At 50.8% G+C, this 16,527-nt stretch carries 17 protein-coding genes; 7 read left to right on the plus strand and 10 right to left on the minus strand.

From position 1 onward, the window contains the following. Positions 1-11 precede the first annotated feature (11 nt). The 4 genes from NWAT_RS15685 to hspQ all read right to left on the minus strand — a co-directional run bounded on the left by NWAT_RS15685 (position 12) and on the right by hspQ (position 2,389). Positions 12-563: a pentapeptide repeat-containing protein gene (locus NWAT_RS15685; protein ID WP_013221140.1), complete on the minus strand. Its 552-nt coding sequence runs from the start codon at positions 561-563 to the stop codon at positions 12-14. Continuing rightward, a complete protein-coding gene (locus NWAT_RS17785) occupies positions 560-691 on the minus strand; it encodes a hypothetical protein (protein ID WP_013221141.1) in 132 nt (43 codons plus the stop codon). Before NWAT_RS17785 ends, NWAT_RS15685 begins: the two co-directional genes overlap by 4 nt. 487 nt (positions 692-1,178) lie before the next feature. Further along, complete coding sequence (locus tag NWAT_RS18065; protein WP_408634621.1) at positions 1,179-1,409, minus strand: transposase; 231 nt, start codon at positions 1,407-1,409, stop codon at positions 1,179-1,181. 662 nt (positions 1,410-2,071) lie between these two features. Continuing rightward, positions 2,072-2,389, minus strand: a complete 318-nt coding sequence (gene hspQ / locus NWAT_RS10995) for a heat shock protein HspQ (protein WP_013221142.1) — start codon at positions 2,387-2,389, stop codon at positions 2,072-2,074. Between the two features lie 61 nt (positions 2,390-2,450). On the opposite strand from hspQ, the gene NWAT_RS11000 reads away from it, so the two are divergent. Further along, positions 2,451-2,996, plus strand: coding sequence for a cob(I)yrinic acid a,c-diamide adenosyltransferase (locus NWAT_RS11000; RefSeq protein ID WP_013221143.1), 546 nt, complete (start codon positions 2,451-2,453; stop codon positions 2,994-2,996). Here NWAT_RS11000 and ampD read toward each other — a convergent pair. Further along, positions 2,993-3,565, minus strand: coding sequence for a 1,6-anhydro-N-acetylmuramyl-L-alanine amidase AmpD (gene ampD, locus NWAT_RS11005; protein ID WP_013221144.1), 573 nt, complete (start codon positions 3,563-3,565; stop codon positions 2,993-2,995). The genes NWAT_RS11000 and ampD overlap by 4 nt on opposite strands. Positions 3,566-3,757: 192 nt before the next feature. On the opposite strand from ampD, the gene nadC reads away from it, so the two are divergent. Together nadC and gdhA are read left to right on the plus strand one after the other, a co-directional pair. Further along, the gene (gene nadC / locus NWAT_RS11010) at positions 3,758-4,594 is read left to right on the plus strand and encodes a carboxylating nicotinate-nucleotide diphosphorylase (protein WP_013221145.1); all 837 of its coding nucleotides are present in this window, start codon (positions 3,758-3,760) and stop codon (positions 4,592-4,594) included. 135 nt (positions 4,595-4,729) lie between these two features. Continuing rightward, the gene (gene gdhA, locus NWAT_RS11015; protein WP_013221146.1) at positions 4,730-6,076 is read left to right on the plus strand and encodes an NADP-specific glutamate dehydrogenase; all 1,347 of its coding nucleotides are present in this window, start codon (positions 4,730-4,732) and stop codon (positions 6,074-6,076) included. Position 6,077: 1 nt separating this feature from the next. On the opposite strand, the gene cysG is transcribed toward gdhA, so the two are convergent. Continuing rightward, complete coding sequence (gene cysG, locus NWAT_RS11020) at positions 6,078-7,481, minus strand: siroheme synthase CysG (RefSeq protein ID WP_013221147.1); 1,404 nt, start codon at positions 7,479-7,481, stop codon at positions 6,078-6,080. Between the two features lie 175 nt (positions 7,482-7,656). Between cysG and NWAT_RS11025 the strand changes: the two genes are divergently transcribed. The 4 genes from NWAT_RS11025 (at position 7,657) to NWAT_RS11040 (ending at position 13,761) form a co-directional block, all read left to right on the plus strand. Further along, on the plus strand, positions 7,657-9,306 hold the full coding sequence (locus tag NWAT_RS11025; RefSeq protein ID WP_232420106.1) for a putative bifunctional diguanylate cyclase/phosphodiesterase: 1,650 nt from the start codon (positions 7,657-7,659) through the stop codon (positions 9,304-9,306). A 338-nt stretch (positions 9,307-9,644) separates the two neighbouring features. Further along, positions 9,645-11,678 (plus strand): TonB-dependent hemoglobin/transferrin/lactoferrin family receptor, encoded by a 2,034-nt coding sequence (locus NWAT_RS11030; protein ID WP_157679888.1) that lies wholly within the window; start codon positions 9,645-9,647, stop codon positions 11,676-11,678. Positions 11,679-11,709: 31 nt separating this feature from the next. Continuing rightward, the gene (locus NWAT_RS11035; RefSeq protein ID WP_013221150.1) at positions 11,710-12,003 is read left to right on the plus strand and encodes a hypothetical protein; all 294 of its coding nucleotides are present in this window, start codon (positions 11,710-11,712) and stop codon (positions 12,001-12,003) included. Between the two features lie 81 nt (positions 12,004-12,084). Further along, the gene (locus tag NWAT_RS11040) at positions 12,085-13,761 is read left to right on the plus strand and encodes a hypothetical protein (protein ID WP_013221151.1); all 1,677 of its coding nucleotides are present in this window, start codon (positions 12,085-12,087) and stop codon (positions 13,759-13,761) included. Positions 13,762-13,991: 230 nt separating this feature from the next. Here NWAT_RS11040 and truD read toward each other — a convergent pair whose 3' ends face one another. The 4 genes from truD to ftsB are packed head-to-tail and all read right to left on the minus strand — an operon-like array spanning position 13,992 to position 16,514. Further along, positions 13,992-15,065 (minus strand): tRNA pseudouridine(13) synthase TruD, encoded by a 1,074-nt coding sequence (truD, locus tag NWAT_RS11045; RefSeq protein WP_013221153.1) that lies wholly within the window; start codon positions 15,063-15,065, stop codon positions 13,992-13,994. Continuing rightward, positions 15,065-15,541: a 2-C-methyl-D-erythritol 2,4-cyclodiphosphate synthase gene (gene ispF, locus NWAT_RS11050; RefSeq protein ID WP_013221154.1), complete on the minus strand. Its 477-nt coding sequence runs from the start codon at positions 15,539-15,541 to the stop codon at positions 15,065-15,067. Before ispF ends, truD begins: the two co-directional genes overlap by 1 nt. Continuing rightward, entirely contained in the window at positions 15,538-16,242 is a 705-nt protein-coding gene (ispD, locus tag NWAT_RS11055) for a 2-C-methyl-D-erythritol 4-phosphate cytidylyltransferase (protein ID WP_013221155.1), read from the minus strand. Before ispD ends, ispF begins: the two co-directional genes overlap by 4 nt. Next, complete coding sequence (gene ftsB, locus NWAT_RS11060; protein WP_002809146.1) at positions 16,239-16,514, minus strand: cell division protein FtsB; 276 nt, start codon at positions 16,512-16,514, stop codon at positions 16,239-16,241. The genes ispD and ftsB overlap by 4 nt, the downstream gene beginning before the upstream one ends. Positions 16,515-16,527 lie beyond the last annotated feature (13 nt).

Consider the following 16,527-nt stretch of genomic DNA (forward strand, 5'->3'; position numbering starts at 1 on the left):
TAGTGTCATTTTTATACCCTCTTTGCTGGCGACTTTTTGATGATGAACGTCAGCGTCCGCTTCCACTTTCTCCACCACCTTAGATCTAACTCAAACTTAAACTCAATATCGTGGCTAGAGGCTTTACACCACGCGTCAATCGGCAAATTTTCATCATCCAGCCACATTCTCTCTGCCGTATAAACGATGGAAACATCTTCCAGTACAAGGCTCTTAACTTGCCTGTCATTGCCAACCGCATAGGCCAAGTTTGCGCCATCAAGTTTCGCGCCGTCAAGATTCGCGCCTGATAGCATCGCCCCGCGCAAATCGCAATATTTCAATGAAGCTCTATAAAGACTCGCGTTTCTCATATCCGCGTAGACAAAAGATGAGCCATCAAAAAGGACACCGCTTAAATCGGAACCGTAAAAACAAGCGCGCTTTAAATTGCACGCATACCATGTGGCCATCTCCGGATGCTGAACCGTGTGTTCAAGGTCAATTAAACTTTTCCCAGAAAATTCGCTAGGAATCGTTTTTTCTTCCGAAATAAATAATCTATCTGATCTTAAAATGTTCATAACCTTACCCCTTTTGTGATCGCAGCTATCAAATCAGCAATTGAATCGCGTGCGAAAAAAATGACAGTCGAAAAAACCGAAATAGCCACAAAAAACCAAATCAAATCAATCATTCTTTCCTTATCCATAACGCATCACCTCCTTCTAAATTTTCTTCCAACCATCCTGTCGTCCCATCAGCCCCTTCCTTGAGCGACCGTAAGCTACGCTTGACTGTAAGGTAGCCCAAGAGGCGGTTCCTGAAAGAACAACAATCGAACGGGCGGATAAGGTCGTAAGATTATTGACCGATAAGGGCTACAGGGAAGTATGAAAACGTTAAGCGAAGAATAAATACACGAAGAAGCTGGAGAAAAAATACACAGAAAGGCTAGAGAGGGGGAAGGCGCTTGCTCAGCAAATAGAGGCTATCTGTCTGGTGGACTATTCTCGAGAAGGACAAAGCCGCATTGCCCTCAAAGATGAACTATAGCGGCACACCATACTAAGATGATTCAAAGTTGATATTGCGTGAAAAATTCATCGAACAAGCAGAGTTTTTGTTTTCTGATGGTTTTAGATTATGCCCATTTAGGCTCGATTTTGTTCATATCCGGGGAGTAAGGTGGCAAATATTCACGAACTATGTCCGGCTTTGCGAATGGCGTTTTGAATGTCAGCACGCTTGTGGAGTGTGGCGCTATCCAGAATAATAACGCATGTTGTTGTTAACCTCGGCAACCAATCCTGCATGACCCAGGCATAAAAAATGTCAGCGTTAATATTGGTTGCAAATAATGCAACCGTGAGCAAAAATTTATCAACCAAAGCACCCATATAACATGGGTTCTGCCTTTGACACGTCAATTAATTCTCCAAAGCCTCTCTAGCTAATAGGAGCATAGCCACGAAGAGGCGGTCTATCATAGTCAAAACCACCCTCTACAATATAAACAAGCGATAAGCATCTGGACATTCTTCAACATCTCGTGCCAAAGTTGTACCATATTGACCCTGATAGCCGGTTTGTTGCGTATATATTTAGGCTTAGGGGTTTTGATCCAGCGCGCAACACTAGCCACACCCACATAACACCAAGACGCTACCTTGGCAATCGTAAGACCTTTCTCCTCGCGAACAGATAAAATCTTACAACGAAAATCGGATGAATATATCATCCATAGAGTATGATCAATTTATATGTGCTTGGCTATAAGGTTTTGATTGGGCCAGCTTCGACCCCATTTTAGGCAAGATAGAAACTATAAGAAGTCCGTAAAGCCTTTACCAGCGATGAGAATCTCTCTAGACTGCGAGAAGAAATTGGCGATTTATTATTTACTTGCATCAACTTGGCCCGCCATACTGATACCATACCAGAGGCAACGCCGAACAGTTACAGCGATAAGTTTGAACGGCGCTTTCGCTCTATCGAATACATTCTCGCCGAACGTGACTTTTCTCCAACACAGGCAAGGCTAGCAGAAATGAGTACGCTTAGGGAAAAACTAAAGCAAAAGAAAAGAGATTTAATTGATATGACGCTGGCAACGGTAGACTCCTTCATGCAGCTCATCGAAAAACAGACCTACCGCGGGATGATTAATAGGCTGTCCCGAGCCATCAAGATCAAGGTTTCGCTCCGCCACATAGGTTTCATAATCCGCATCGTTGACCAAAATATGATACCAAGGCCGATCTTTTGGCGGTTGGGAGCAAGCCATGTGTTCATACCATTCCGGACTGCCTTGGAAGCTGGGATCAGCGTCAACCACTACTCCCCGATAATGGAATAGTTTATGGCGCACCACCTGTCCGATAGCAAATTTGGCCTTTGCTTGTTCCATAAGTTTTCTCCCCTTGGTTTATACTTAATGTATGAATGCTATATTAGGTTAATACACTGTTATGGGATACCGTTTATCCAAAATCTATACCCGCACGGGCGATCAGGGAACTACGAGCTTGGGTCCCAAACAGCGGGTGCCCAAAGACCATCCCCGCATCGAGGCTATTGGCGCCATCGATGAGCTAAACGCCCTGCTTGGCCTGCTGCTTGCTCATCCCCTACCCAATGCTCTCCATCAAAGTTTAACCCATATCCAGCATGAGCTCTTTGACCTGGGTGGGGAGTTGAGCATACCCTCTGCCCTCATTATCCAAGCTAATCAAGTGCAAGATCTAGAGCGGTTGCTGGACAGCCTAAATGAAAAATTACCGCTACTTAAGGAGTTTATTTTACCGGGGGGTACCCTTCCCGCAGGTATTTGTCACCTTGCTCGCACGACCTGCCGGCGGGCAGAACGGCGACTCGTCAGCCTTGCCAAGGAGGAAGCCGTCAATGGGGAAAGCCTGAAATACCTTAACCGCCTCTCAGACCTTTTGTTCGTCATGGCCCGGGAGCTTACCCGAACAGCAGGAGCGAAAGAAATACTTTGGGAGAAACGCCGCTAAGCAAGCAAAGATTTGAGCCGCATCCACTCAAAAGCAGGACCCGGATCGGTTTTACGACCAGGCGCGATATCACTATGCCCCACGATCCGTTCCTTGGAAAGGGTAGGATAAGCTTCGGCCAAAACATTTATCAGCTTTGCTAACACCTGGTATTGTGTCTTTTCATAGGGTACGGTATCAGCGCCCTCCAGTTCTACCCCAATAGTAAAATCATTACATCGGGAACGACCCTTAAGCATAGACGAACCTGCATGCCAGGCTCGTTTGTGAAAGGGCACATACTGGGTTACAGCGCCATCCCTTGCAATGAGAATATGGGCAGAGACCCGCAGCCCACGAATTTCATCAAAGTAAGGATGGGCGGCCACCTCAAGACGATTGGTAAAGAGCGCATCAATCCATGGTCCTCCGAACTCTCCAGGAGGTAAACTAATACCATGGATCACGACCCATTCCGCAACCATACCCGGGGGCCGCTCATCTTGGTTGGGCGAGACCACATGACGGGCATTGGCGAGCCAGCCGCTATCCACGTCTATCCAAAACTTCCCAGCAACGACTTTACTCATTGCCTATACTTACTCTACAGGCTTGGAGGGAGAGATTTATACTCTATGACTTTTCCCTCCAAGCCTGCTAGCAAAGCGTGCGATAGGTTTGTTTTTAGCGCGAGGCATGAAAAACCACAAAGCAATCTAATAAACATTGCTATAATCCAGCATTAAAAATAGATTTTTACAACCTTTCGCAATAAGCTATTTATGTTTCCCATCTCCATTGAAACAGAAGTTCATCGAGCACTGGCCGAAGATATCGGTACCGGTGATGTCACCGCAACCTTAATCCCAGCCACTACTAAAACCACCGCTACCATTATCTGCCGTGAAACGGCAATATTATGCGGGACTGCATGGTTTAATGAAGTATTTCGCCAATTAGATGCTAGCATCACAGTTGATTGGACAAAGACAGATGGAGATCCCATTTTCGCCCATCAAGTAATATGTACTCTGCACGGCCTTGCCCGACCCCTTTTAAGTGGCGAGCGCACCGCCTTAAATTTCCTTCAAACCCTTTCCGGGACCGCAACCATAACCCACCGTTACGTCTCCGCCCTGGAAGGCTTGCCCGTTAGCATATTAGATACCCGTAAAACCTTGCCTGGCCTGCGCCAGGCGCAGAAATATGCGGTGCGCTGTGGAGGCGGCCACAACCATCGCCATGGTCTCTACGATGGCATTCTAATTAAAGAAAACCATATTTTAGCAGCGGACTCCATTACGGCGGCGGTAGCCCAGGCTCGTACTACAAATTCAAATCTTCCAGTGGAAATAGAAGTGGAAAATCTGGATGAACTGCAACAGGCACTCACCGCCGGGGCTGATATCCTGCTGCTTGATAACTTTGATATCCCCTTGCTGCAAGAGGCGGTTCAGCTTACTCAGAGGCGGGCCAAATTGGAAGCGTCTGGCGGCATTACCCTAGAGAATGTCCGTCAAGTGGCGGAAACTGGAGTCGATTATATTTCGGTAGGCGCCTTGACCAAGGATGTCCGAGCCGTGGATCTGTCGATACGCTTTACCCCAGAAGCTTTTTAATAGCCATCTTCTTGAACCTGGATTCATCCGCTTCACTTTAGAATCCTGGCCCTACAGAAAAATTAGGGGTGCGGTCTCAGCGCAAAGTTGGTTATACTGTTGCGCCTTTCAGTCCACAAAAATTTAAAACTGACAATGTCGGAAACAGAAGCAAGAATTCAAAGCATTTTCGAACAGGTCGTGCAACGCAATCCTGGTGAGAGTGAATTTCACCAAGCAGTGAAAGAGGTCATCGACACCCTGGGACCTGCGCTGCGCCATCATCCGGAATATGCCGATCAGAAAATCATCGCCCGTATTTGCGAACCTGAGCGGCAAATCATCTTCCGCGTGCCCTGGCAAGATGATCGCGGCGAGGTGCAAATTAACCGGGGGTTTCGAGTCGGCTTCAACAGTGCCCTCGGTCCCTATAAGGGTGGCCTGCGCTTTCATCCTTCCGTCTATCTTGGCATCATTAAGTTCCTTGGCTTCGAGCAGGTCTTTAAAAACGCTATCACCGGCATGCCCCTAGGCGGTGGTAAAGGCGGCTCAGACTTCGATCCCAAAGGCAAATCAGATGCCGAGGTGATGCGCTTCTGCCAAAGTTTTATGACCGAGCTGTACCGTCATATTGGCGAGATCACCGACGTGCCGGCCGGCGACATTGGCGTAGGCGGGCGAGAGATCGGCTACCTGTTCGGCCAGTATAAACGCATTACCAACCGCTACGAGTCGGGTGTGCTCACCGGTAAAAGTCCAAAATGGGGGGGAGCCTTGGTGCGCCGTGAAGCCACCGGCTACGGAACCGTCTATTTTGCAGAGGAGATGCTCAAGGCCCGTGGCGACAGCCTGGAGGGCAAGACCTGCGTGGTTTCTGGCTCCGGCAATGTCGCCATCTACGCCATAGAGAAGCTACAGATGCTGGGCGCCAAGATCGTAGCCTGTTCCGACTCCAATGGGGTGATCTACCACGCGAGTGGCATCCATCTGGATACCGTTAAACAGCTCAAGGAGATCCAGCGACGCCGTATCCGAAATTATACCGACGAACATCCAGACGCTCAATACATCGAAGGTGGCCAAGTCTGGGATATTCCCTGCCAGATAGCGCTACCCTGCGCGACCCAGAATGAGCTGGATGCAGAGGCTGCCCGTACGCTAGTGGCCAATGGCTGCATTGCTGTAGCCGAAGGCGCCAATATGCCGACCACGCCCGGTGGCGTAAAGGTGTTTTTGGAATCGAATCTGGCTTATGGCCCCGGCAAGGCCGCCAATGCTGGCGGCGTCGCTACTTCAGCCCTGGAAATGCAACAGAACGCCAGCCGGGATAACTGGACTTTTGAGCACACTGAACAACGACTACATGAAATTATGACGGGCATTCACCAAGACTGCTATGAAACCGCCGCGGAATTCGGTAGCCCTGGCAACTACGTGATCGGCGCCAATATCGCCGCTTTCCGCCATGTTGCCGAGGCTATGCTGGCATTTGGCGTTATTTGATTTATGAATCGAGCTGCTCTCTACCAGGAGTCTGGAACCAAGCAAGCTGGGGATAAAGCGCAACGACTCCACCGATAATAACTAAAGTAGGAGCATGAATGTCTTCCCCCTGGACGATACCGGGCAGTGTTGCCAGTGTCCCCGTCAAGACCCGCTGCCGGGAAGTGGTTCCCTGCTGCACTAAAGCGGCCGGCGTGACGGTAGGCATCCCATGGGCTATCAATTCCTGGCACAGGATCTCAAGTCCTGATAAGCCCATATAAACCACGATAGTTTGTTGGGGCTGAACCAGTGCCTGCCAATTCAAATTCAAACGACCCTCTTTGAGCTGTCCAGTGACAAAGATACAGGCATGGGCATAGTCACGGTGGGTGAGGGGTATTCCTGCATAGCTTGCACAGCCTGAAGCGGCAGTAATTCCAGGCACCACTTGAAAAGGAATGCCTTCTGCCGCCAAGGTAGCAATTTCTTCTCCGCCCCGGCCAAAAATAAACGGATCGCCTCCTTTAAGGCGCAATACGCGCTTCCCCTCCCGCGCGGAGCGTACCAGCATCATATTAATTTCCTCCTGCCGCACCGCGTGCCAAGAGCGCTTTTTGCCTACATAAACGCGTTCCGCCTCGCGTCGGACTAAAGCAAGCACTTCCTGGCTCACCAAACGATCATGAAAAACCACATCAGCTTGCTGCATAAGACGCAAGGCGCGAAAGGTCAAAAGATCCGGGTCCCCCGGTCCGGCGCCAACTAAATAAACCTCTCCCTGCTCAGGCACAAATCCATTTTCCAAGGCTGCCTCTAAAGTGCTCCCGGCCTCATCTTCCCGGCCTGCAAAAATTCTCTCGGCAATACTGCCTTGCAACACCTTTTCCCAAAAAATACGCCGTGCTCTTATGCCCGTAATACGTTGCTTAATCCGGCTGCGATAACGCGCTGCAAATTGGCCTAGGCGGCCATAAGCTTGGGGAATGAGAGTCTCTAAACGGGCGCGGAGCAAACGGGCCAATACCGGGGAAGCTCCTCCACTAGAAACTGCCACTACTATCGGCGATCTATCCACGATAGAAGGTAAAATAAAATCGCAAAAACGGGGGCAATCCGCTACATTAACCAGTATTTCCCGAGCCTTGGCAAAATGATAGACCTGCTCATTGAGGGAAGAATTATCTGTTGCCGCAATCACTAAATAACAGCTTTTTATGTCGTTTTCACTAAAAGGCGCCTGCTGGGCGGTAATTTCCCCCTTCTCAACCCATTCTTGCAACTGCTCATGCAGTTTCGGGGCAATCACTTTAACCTCAGCGCCCGCCTGGCGAAGCAGCGCAGCTTTTCGGACAGCTACGGCGCCTCCGCCAACAACCAGGCACTGCTGCCCGCGTATATTCAGGAATATGGGAAGATATTGCATCTTTTTATAATATTGGGTTACCAGCTATGCCAGTATAATTATCAATTAAGTATTTGAGATAATTTTAATAACTAGCAGATGGTATCCATTCTTTTTAAAATAGTTATTCATGCCTAATAAATTGCAGTATGCCTGCTCAAGGCCCTCGTCTCTATGGTACAGGGGCGGGGGATTCATGCTGCTTGCACTGGGTATCGCTTTAGGTTGGTTTTTCGCCTTTCCCCTCAAAGCTAGCTTTGATATTAACAAAATCATGCTTGAGGCGGTAATTTTAGCGGCAGCCTCCATTACCTATCCTTTTATTTTGCGCCTGGAGCGCAATATTTTGATTAGAGGCTGGGAACTACTCCTATGCAGTCTTTTGTTGGGTCTATTAGAAGAATTCACCCAGGAACCCTGGTTCTGGGATACTTTCGTAGAAGGCGCACTCAGAATTTTGGGGCTTATATTGATCGCCTTTGGTTTCTATCGTTCTCAGCGATTGTCTCGCGCCCAACCACAGAAAAACCAAACCGTGGACAACCCGGATCACCATCCTACCCCGTATGATACCCTCACCGGGCTCCCCAATCACACTCTGCTTCGAAATCGGTTAGAACAGGCCATGGGGGCAACCCGGCAACTGGCCCTGTTGTTCCTAGATCTTGACCGACTTAAAGAAATCAATGATAGCTTTGGCCACGAGGCTGGCGATAGAGAATTAACCCGAGTCGCCAAGCTCCTCCAGGACTGCTTAGAGCCCACGGATACCGCTCTGCGGATCGGAGGCGATGAGTTCGCCATTATTCAAACTCCCGCTCTAGGGGTTGATAAAGTAACCCTCCTTGCCCAGCGACTTCTTGACGCCATAGCTAGGCCCCATCAAATTCTAGGACATGAAATACATAACAGTGCCAGTATTGGAATTACTCTCTTTCCCAGTGATGGAAATAAAGCGGAGCAACTGCTCAAAAATGCTGATATCGCCATGTACCACGCTAAACATGAGGGCCAGAACAACTACCAATTATATACCCCCGCCATTAATGCTCGGGCCCACCCCCGGATGGCACTAGCTAAGGATCTGCAAAGCGCGTTTGAGAGCGGCAATCTCTACTTGCAGTTCCAACCCCAACTGAACCTAGCAACCGGCAGAACCTCAAGTTTTGAGGCCCTGCTCCGCTGGCGCCATCCGCAGCATGGTATGCTCGCCCGCCAAACCTTTATTCGCCTAGCAGAGGAAACGGGGCTTATCATTCCCATTGGCGCCTGGGCAATAGAAACCGCCTGCCAAAGCTGCGTAAGCTGGCGGCAACTTCGACCGGGCCCGTTACGAATAGCGGTCAACCTCTCTCCCCGCCAATTTCGCCAGCCGGATTTGGCGGGGAGTATTGCCACCCTATTAGAGAAGACAAAGCTGGCGCCATCCGCGCTAGAAGTAGAAATTACAGAGGGGCTTCTCCTCGAAGATATGGACTCCGCCTTCAATACACTTCAGTCCCTAAGCGCCTTGGGGGTCCATATTTCCGTGGATGATTTTGGTACCGGCCATGCTTCATTAAGTTACTTGAAAAACCTCCCCTTCGATAGCATCAAAATTGATCGTTCTTTCATCCAGGGCATTCCTACAGACCCTGAAAGCCGGACCATCACTAAAGCTGTTATCGCTCTGGGACATAGCCTCAATCTCAAGGTGGTAGCGGAAGGCGTAGAGACGCCAGAGCAGTTGCTGTATCTTCAAAAACACCACTGTGATTTAATCCAAGGTTACTTTATCAGCAAGCCGTTGGATATGCCCGAGGCTCAGCAGTGGTGGGAGGAGAAAGGGGAAAAGGCTTCTTCTTAAGAAAACTTCCCCTGTCCCCTCCTGGACTAAACGGGTGGGTAGATTCCGCCCCATCTATTATAAAATCCTGCTGGTTACAATAAGACCGGCACTGATCCCATTCTGACACCGTAGCCGTAATACTACAGGATAGGAATATACCTCCACCCTGTAACAGAAAATAAAAACGGCACGGGCACTCCTGTAATAAACAAAACTAAATATTGATTTATTAAATGCTAATGATTATTATTTATCACCAAATTATTATTAGCATATATCTGCCGCTTGCTGGAGAGCAAGTGAATTTTATTGATGATGGCAGAGCATCGAGAGGGTTAGAGAGGAAACAGCAAGGGATGAGAAAAATAATAAGATACACGACAACAGCGATCATCCCGCCGGCCCTATGGGCCGGGATGATCGCGCAAGCAGAAACCAAGCCACCTTTGAAGGCAGAAAATCATGCTTTTGAGCCCATGACCGTCATCGTTACCCGCACTGAACGCTCCTTGGCGGAATTACCTGCTTCGGTAAGTGTTATGGATAGCGAACAGATTATGCGCCGCCAGGCCCAAAGCATGGATGATCTCTTACAGGTCCTGCCTAACGTCGATTTCACCTCCGGACCCCGTCCTATCGGCGAAACCCTGACGATTCGCGGTCTGAGCAGCGAGCGAATCCTGACGACCATCGATGGCGCCCGGCAGGATTCCAGCATAGGTCATCTTGGCCGTTTTTTTATCGAGCCGGATCTACTGAAACGGGTTGATGTCCTGCGCGGGCCGGCCTCGGCGATTTACGGCAGCGGCGCCCTCGGCGGAGTTGTTACCATGACTACCCGGGAGGCAAGCGATTTTCTTGCCCCCGGCCAACGTTTCGGCGCTCGGCTCAAGGGCGGTTACCAAAGCGTTAATAATGAGGGTTCAACCAGCGCCGCTCTGCTCGGACGGGCTTCTGACTGGGATTTCCTGGGTAATTTTTCCTATCGGGACTCCGGCGATATCACGCTGGCCAGCGGCCAAGAACTAGATAGCTCGGCCGCGGAAAACTTTTCCGGACTGGCCCGCGTGAGCTATAAACCTGGCGCCCATCGGCTGCGTATTGGCGGCGATTACTTTAGTACCGAAGGTATTTTTCCCGCCAATCCCCAAACCGTATCGGACGGGGCCAATGAAAATGCCGCGACCAAAATCGAACGCCGCACCTACACCTTCCAGTATAGCTATGATGATTCCGCTCATCCTTGGTTTAAACCCAAATTCAATGTTTACCGCAATGAGTTGCGCGACAGCCGAAATCGCCTGGAAAGCGGCAGGCAAACCACCAGCGAGTTTATCACCACCGGATTTAATCTCCAAAACAGCATGGATTTTGGCGATCCTCAAGATTTTTTAATGCAAACAATTACTTTAGGGGTGAATTACTTCAAGGATGAAGAGGAAGGTCGGGAAAATGGCAATCCCCGGCCCTCCTTTCCCAAAGCGAACAGCGATGTGTGGGGATTTTACATTCAAGACGAAATCTCCCTTGGGCAATACTTCAGTCTTATTCCGGCGGTACGCTATGACCGCTATACGTTAGAGCTAGAAGAGGGGGCTGGCGGGAGCACCACCGATGAGGCCATTTCTCCCCGTATCGGCGGGATGATCCACCTCGCTTCCTGGCTCAACCTATGGGGCAGTTACGGCAAGGCATTTCGAGCCCCTACCCTGCCCGAGCGTTTCACCGAAGGACTCCACTTCCGAGGAGTTCCAGGCCGTTTTCCCGATAATTTCTTCATCCCCAACCCAGATCTTAAACCAGAAACGGTTTATACGTGGGAAGCCGGTTTCAAGAGTGCCTGGGAAGAGTTACTGACGGCAACGGATCGGCTAAATCTGGAATTTACCTATTTCGATACTAAAGCCGATAATTTTATCGATCTAAAGGTCAATACCCTGGCCGGTACGACGCAAAATGCCAACCTTGATAAGGCGCGTCTCCACGGTTTCGAAACGGGCGTTCGCTATGATAGTGAGTACTTTTTTGCCGGGGCTAGTTTTGGCCGCACATACGGTGAAAACACTAATACTGGCTTACCCCTCACCAACGTACAACCTGCCAAGGGCGTGGTTAATCTAGGCGGGCGTTTTTCCCCCTGGGGGCTTGTGTTCGGTGGACGGGGCCGCTTTGTTGCCAAGCAAGATCGCGTGCCTCCTGGTGTGCTAGAGGCCGCTGGCTATAGCGTCTATGACCTATATGCCACTTGGCTGCTTTCCTCCGCTGGACTCAAAGAGCTGCGAATGGATTTTGGTATCGACAATCTAACCAATAAAGAATACAGACGCTATCTTTCGGTGATCGAGGAGGCGGGGCGTAACTTCAAGGTAGCGCTCACTTATCAATTCTAACCCCCATCCCCCTTAACTAAGGAGTCCCCTCATGACTGATCATAAAGCATATTCCCCCAGCACTTTCCCACCCCAGGGCCTTATTCAACTCCAGGCGGTCACCTGCCGGCTTATGCTTCGTTATACCCATCACGCTTCCCCTTACCTGGCCTCGACCGTCGCCCGTTATCTGCGCCTACTCAGCGAGCATCCCGTAGTCCAAAACGAGCCAGAATGTCGCGCAACCTACTTACATCTACTAGACGATTGGCAGCGCTTAACCTTGGGGCGCTCCTATTCCCATGAACCCCTAACGCCGGTCAGCATGAAGCCAGGTCGGCATTAAATTTTACAAGATAAATAAGCCCCAGGGGGCCGAACTCCGGTCCTCGTCTACTTCCTTAATAAGATGAGGTAATAAATTATAATGTCTCGGCTGTTTTTCTTACTTGTTCTATGGGTCTTCCCCCTCCTTGCTGGCGCCTCGGAAAAAATAGGCATTCTGGTAGTTGCCCAAGACCGGGGTACCGTCGGCAATCAAGAACTTACAGCTACCACCGCTGATCTAGACTCGGAATATCCGGTGAAGCTTCTGCTCATCGGACCCGATTATCAGGGTATCGAGAACGGCTATAAGGATTATATCAACACGGCCCAGAGTTTTTTTCATGAGCGGGGAGCAAATAAAATTATCGCCGTTCCCCTTTTCGTCTCGGAAACAGATCATCATCTCGGGCTTTTTCGCGACAAAATTGAAACCGCTATGGCGCCGGCGACCCTCACCTGGACGCCCGCGCTAGAAGAAAGCTACCTTCTGCGGGAAATAGTGCTCGACCGAATTAATTCGGTGAGTAAAACGCCAGAGACGGAACGAATTGTGCTATGGCTATCAGGCGCCAGCGATACCACAAGCGCTGCCAATCTGCAATCACTGGGCGAGCGTCTTCTCAACGATATTCGTCCCCATATTACCTTTTCCGAAACGGCCGTTGCAGTTACCTACGCCAATACGGTATCAGGTTTAGAAGTAGAAACAGCGAAAACTGAGACGGAGGCCCTGGTGGAGCGCTTCTCTAAGGCAGGGCATACTCTCATTATTCCCGTGGCCATTGGCCCCAAAGCAACCCCCCACATGTCCCTGGAAGCCTCGCTAGCGCGGGATTATGGCCGCAACGGGGCACGCGTCGCCAAGAGTCTCATGCCTCACCCGGCAGTGCGCACCTGGCTCCAGCGAATGGTGAATGCCCATGTTCCCGTAACGGAAGAAACCCTTGGCATCATTATCATGCCCCACGGCGCCACCGCGCCTTATAATGACGGTATCATCGCTGCCATGCCAAGCATGGTGGAGCGTTACCCAACAGCCTTCGCCTTCGGCATGGCAAGCTCTTTTACTATCGCCCAAGCGGTAAAAGAGTTGGAAAACGCAGGCGTGCGCCACGGGGTCTTCTTACGCCTCTACGCCTTGCCACGCCATCTGCGCGAGGCCAGCGACTATATTCTTGGACTCCGTTTGACGCCACCAACCCACAACCATGGCGGAATACCTGAGCGCGTGCATACCTCCATCAGCTTTGTCACCACCGGCGGCTATCAGACCGATCCTCTAATCTCGGAAATTCTTAAAGACCGGGTTTTAGAGGTAAGCCAGAATCCTCCGCAAGAAAGCGTTCTTCTTCTCTCCCACGGCGGCAGAAGTGATGAAACGAATGCGGCCGATCTTGCCCTCATTACTGACCATAACATCGCTGCCATCAAAGCTGCGCTCCCGTCCCCCTTCCGTGACATCCGCGCTATGTCCCTACGAGAGGACTGGCCCGATAAGCGGGCCAAAGCGGTACGCGAAATCCGCGCTTTTATCGAACAGGCCAATAAAGGAGAAGGCCGGGCCATCGTCGTTTCCAACCGGCTTTATGGCTCTGGACCCTATGCCACCCATTTAGATGGCCTGGAGTATGTCATGAACGGGCAAGGCTTGATCCCTCATTCCAACTTCACCCGCTGGGTAGAAAAAAGCCTGCGGAAAAGCATCGCCACACTCAAAGCTGGCGCTCAAAGACAATCAACCGACATTGCAGCAAGCCACCCCAGCCTTTCCCATTGAAAGAAGCTTTTCCCTTTTGGCTTCTTGGCAAAAGTCTTGAAGTATTAGAGAGGGGGTGGTTGGAGGCAGGGGATAGGGAAATCCCCGCACCGATTCGCTTTTGGCGAATCGAGACATCCGAAAGATGCTCCCAGGAGCGCGCCAGAGAGGATGCGCATCAAATCCTTTTTTCGGGGAGAAAAAACGGATTTGCAGAACAACTACTCTCTCGCCTCCCATTGTCCCCTATTTTATTCATCTAAAAGGAAAGACTGTCCCACCGCCTCTTGGGTCCTGACCACTTCCCGCAATACGGTGGTGGCATAAGCCCCAGCGGGTAAACGAAAATGAAGCTGCAAGCTATCCGTAGCAGGAAAAGACCATTCCAAATCGGCTACCATTAAACGCAAACTACGGCGCTCTTGCTTTAAACCTGCCTGCTCCAGACCTTCCCGCCATAATGCGTAATCCGCCAATACCTCTTCCTCAAGAGCCCTGCTCATCCTCTTAGTGAGAGATTCCCCTCGCCCCCATAAAGGGCCGCTAGGATGGCAGTCGAAGCGCCTCACCCGGGCTTGCAAGGCTTCATCTATGCTCTCCGCTACAAAAAAGCCATGGCTGCCATCCAGGATAAGCGCCTCGCCTGGAAGTGGTTGCTGCCAATTAGCCGCCTGAACGCGCTCCGACAAAACCCTATTAAATAAAAAAGCACGTGCTGCCGAGAGCAGCAGTCCCCGTAAATAACGCTCCCTGGGTGGTTTGCCCCCACTAAACCAGCGCTGCGCTTGAGCCAGATTCTGGCCCCCCCGGCCAAAACGCTGCGGCCCGAAGTAATTGGGAATCCCGGTGGCTTTAATCTGTGCTAGGCGGTCACAAACGACCTCCCGATTGCCCTGGAAACGGCGCAAGGTCAACAGAAAACGATTTCCCCTGAGGGCGCCTCGCTGCAATTTTCGGGAATGGCGGATCACCTTAAGCACTTGAACCGCCACAGACTCTAGCGCTGTAGCCCAGGCTGGCTCTTTTTTTCCGCTCAAATTAACACTAAACCATTGAGTGGTCAGGGCATGACGATCCTTTAACCCTGCGTAACCCACATCTACTGGCCGCACCCCGGCCATGCGGGCAAGCTGGCGCGCCAACCAGACAGTATTAGTGTTACGTTTACAAAGTAAAAGCCAGACATGCTCCCCCTCCCCAGAGAGAGCGAAGGGAAGTTCTTCCACCACCTGGAAGTCTTCTGGACGGCACCGGAGCAGGGCGGTTGCCAAAGGCGGATCTCCGCCATAGGCAAGCACTTGCTGCCCAGCCTCATCCGCCTCCATTATTTTTCTTCCAGCAATAATACTACCGCATGGGCCGCGATACCTTCCTCCCGCCCAATGGAGCCCATTCTTTCCGTAGTAGTCGCCTTAATATTGAAACGCTGCAGAGGTAATCCAAGCACAAGAGCCAGGGTTTCACGCATGGCTGGAAGATAAGGGGCCAACTTGGGAACCTGCGCTATAATCGTCATATCCCCGTTACTTACCTTAAACCCGTGTTCCTTCAGCAAGACCATCACCCGATGAAGCAATGTTTGGCTGTCCGCATTCTTAAACTCAGCGCTAGTGTCCGGAAAATGGCGCCCGATATCGCCCAAAGCCGCACCGCCCAATAAAGCATCGCACAGGGCGTGAATTACCACATCACCATCAGAATGGGCGATTAAACCTTGCTCATGGGGAATCTCTACACCCCCCAAAACCAACTTTCCCGTCGAACCAAAGCGATGGGCGTCAAAACCATGCCCAATTCTCATTCTCCACGCTCCTGCCGTTTCAAAAAGACCTCCGCCTGGGCCAAATCCTGGGGGTGGGTAATCTTGATATTATCCGAATATCCTTCTATCAGCCGGGGGGAAAATCCAGCCCACTCCATTGCGCTAGCCTCGTCGGTCACTTGCACACCAGCGGCAATCGCTTCCCGTAAGGATTGATAGAGCTTTGCAAGGGGAAACATCTGGGGCGTCATAGCCCGCCACAACCCTTTCCGATCAACTGTTTCCAGCACGGTTCCTCCTGCATCGGCGCGCTTGACGGTATCGCTGATGGGCAACGCCAATAATCCTCCCACGGGATGATCGTGGAGAGTCTCTATCAAGCGGTCAATATCTTCTTTCCGCAGGCAAGGCCGGGCCGCATCATGCACCAGAATCCAATCCTTAGTCGCCGCTAAGGACATCAAAGCCTCCAATCCATTGCAGACTGAATGACATCGTTCCGCACCACCTGCCACCCTTATAATACGCTCATTATCCTGGAAAAGGCGTCCGGACCACCACCTATCTTCGGAAGAGACGGCTACCACAACTGCCTGAATACGGGGATGCTGCAACAGCCTGGCCAGAGTATGCTCAATGACCGTCTTGCCCCTAAGGGGAAGATATTGCTTGGGAATATCGGCCTCCATGCGCTTCCCTACCCCGGCAGCCGGCACCACCGCCCAATAGCTGGAACTCATGGTTCTTCGACAACTTGAAAGAAGGTTTCCCCTTGTTTAATCATGCCTAGCCCGCTTCGTGCCCGTTCCTCCAGAGCATCAAGACCACTTTTTAAATCCTGGACTTCTGCTTTTAGAACCTGATTACGTTCAATCAAGGTGGCATTCTCATGCCGCTGCTGTTTTATACTACGACTCAACTGCCGCAGTTCCCCCAAACCATCCTTGCTTATCCACAATTGGTATTGAAGTGCTAACAACAACACTAATAACAAGCCAACAATGAACTTCATGGGACATAGATAG

This window comes from Nitrosococcus watsonii C-113 (assembly GCF_000143085.1).
Taxonomy (GTDB): domain Bacteria; phylum Pseudomonadota; class Gammaproteobacteria; order Nitrosococcales; family Nitrosococcaceae; genus Nitrosococcus; species Nitrosococcus watsonii.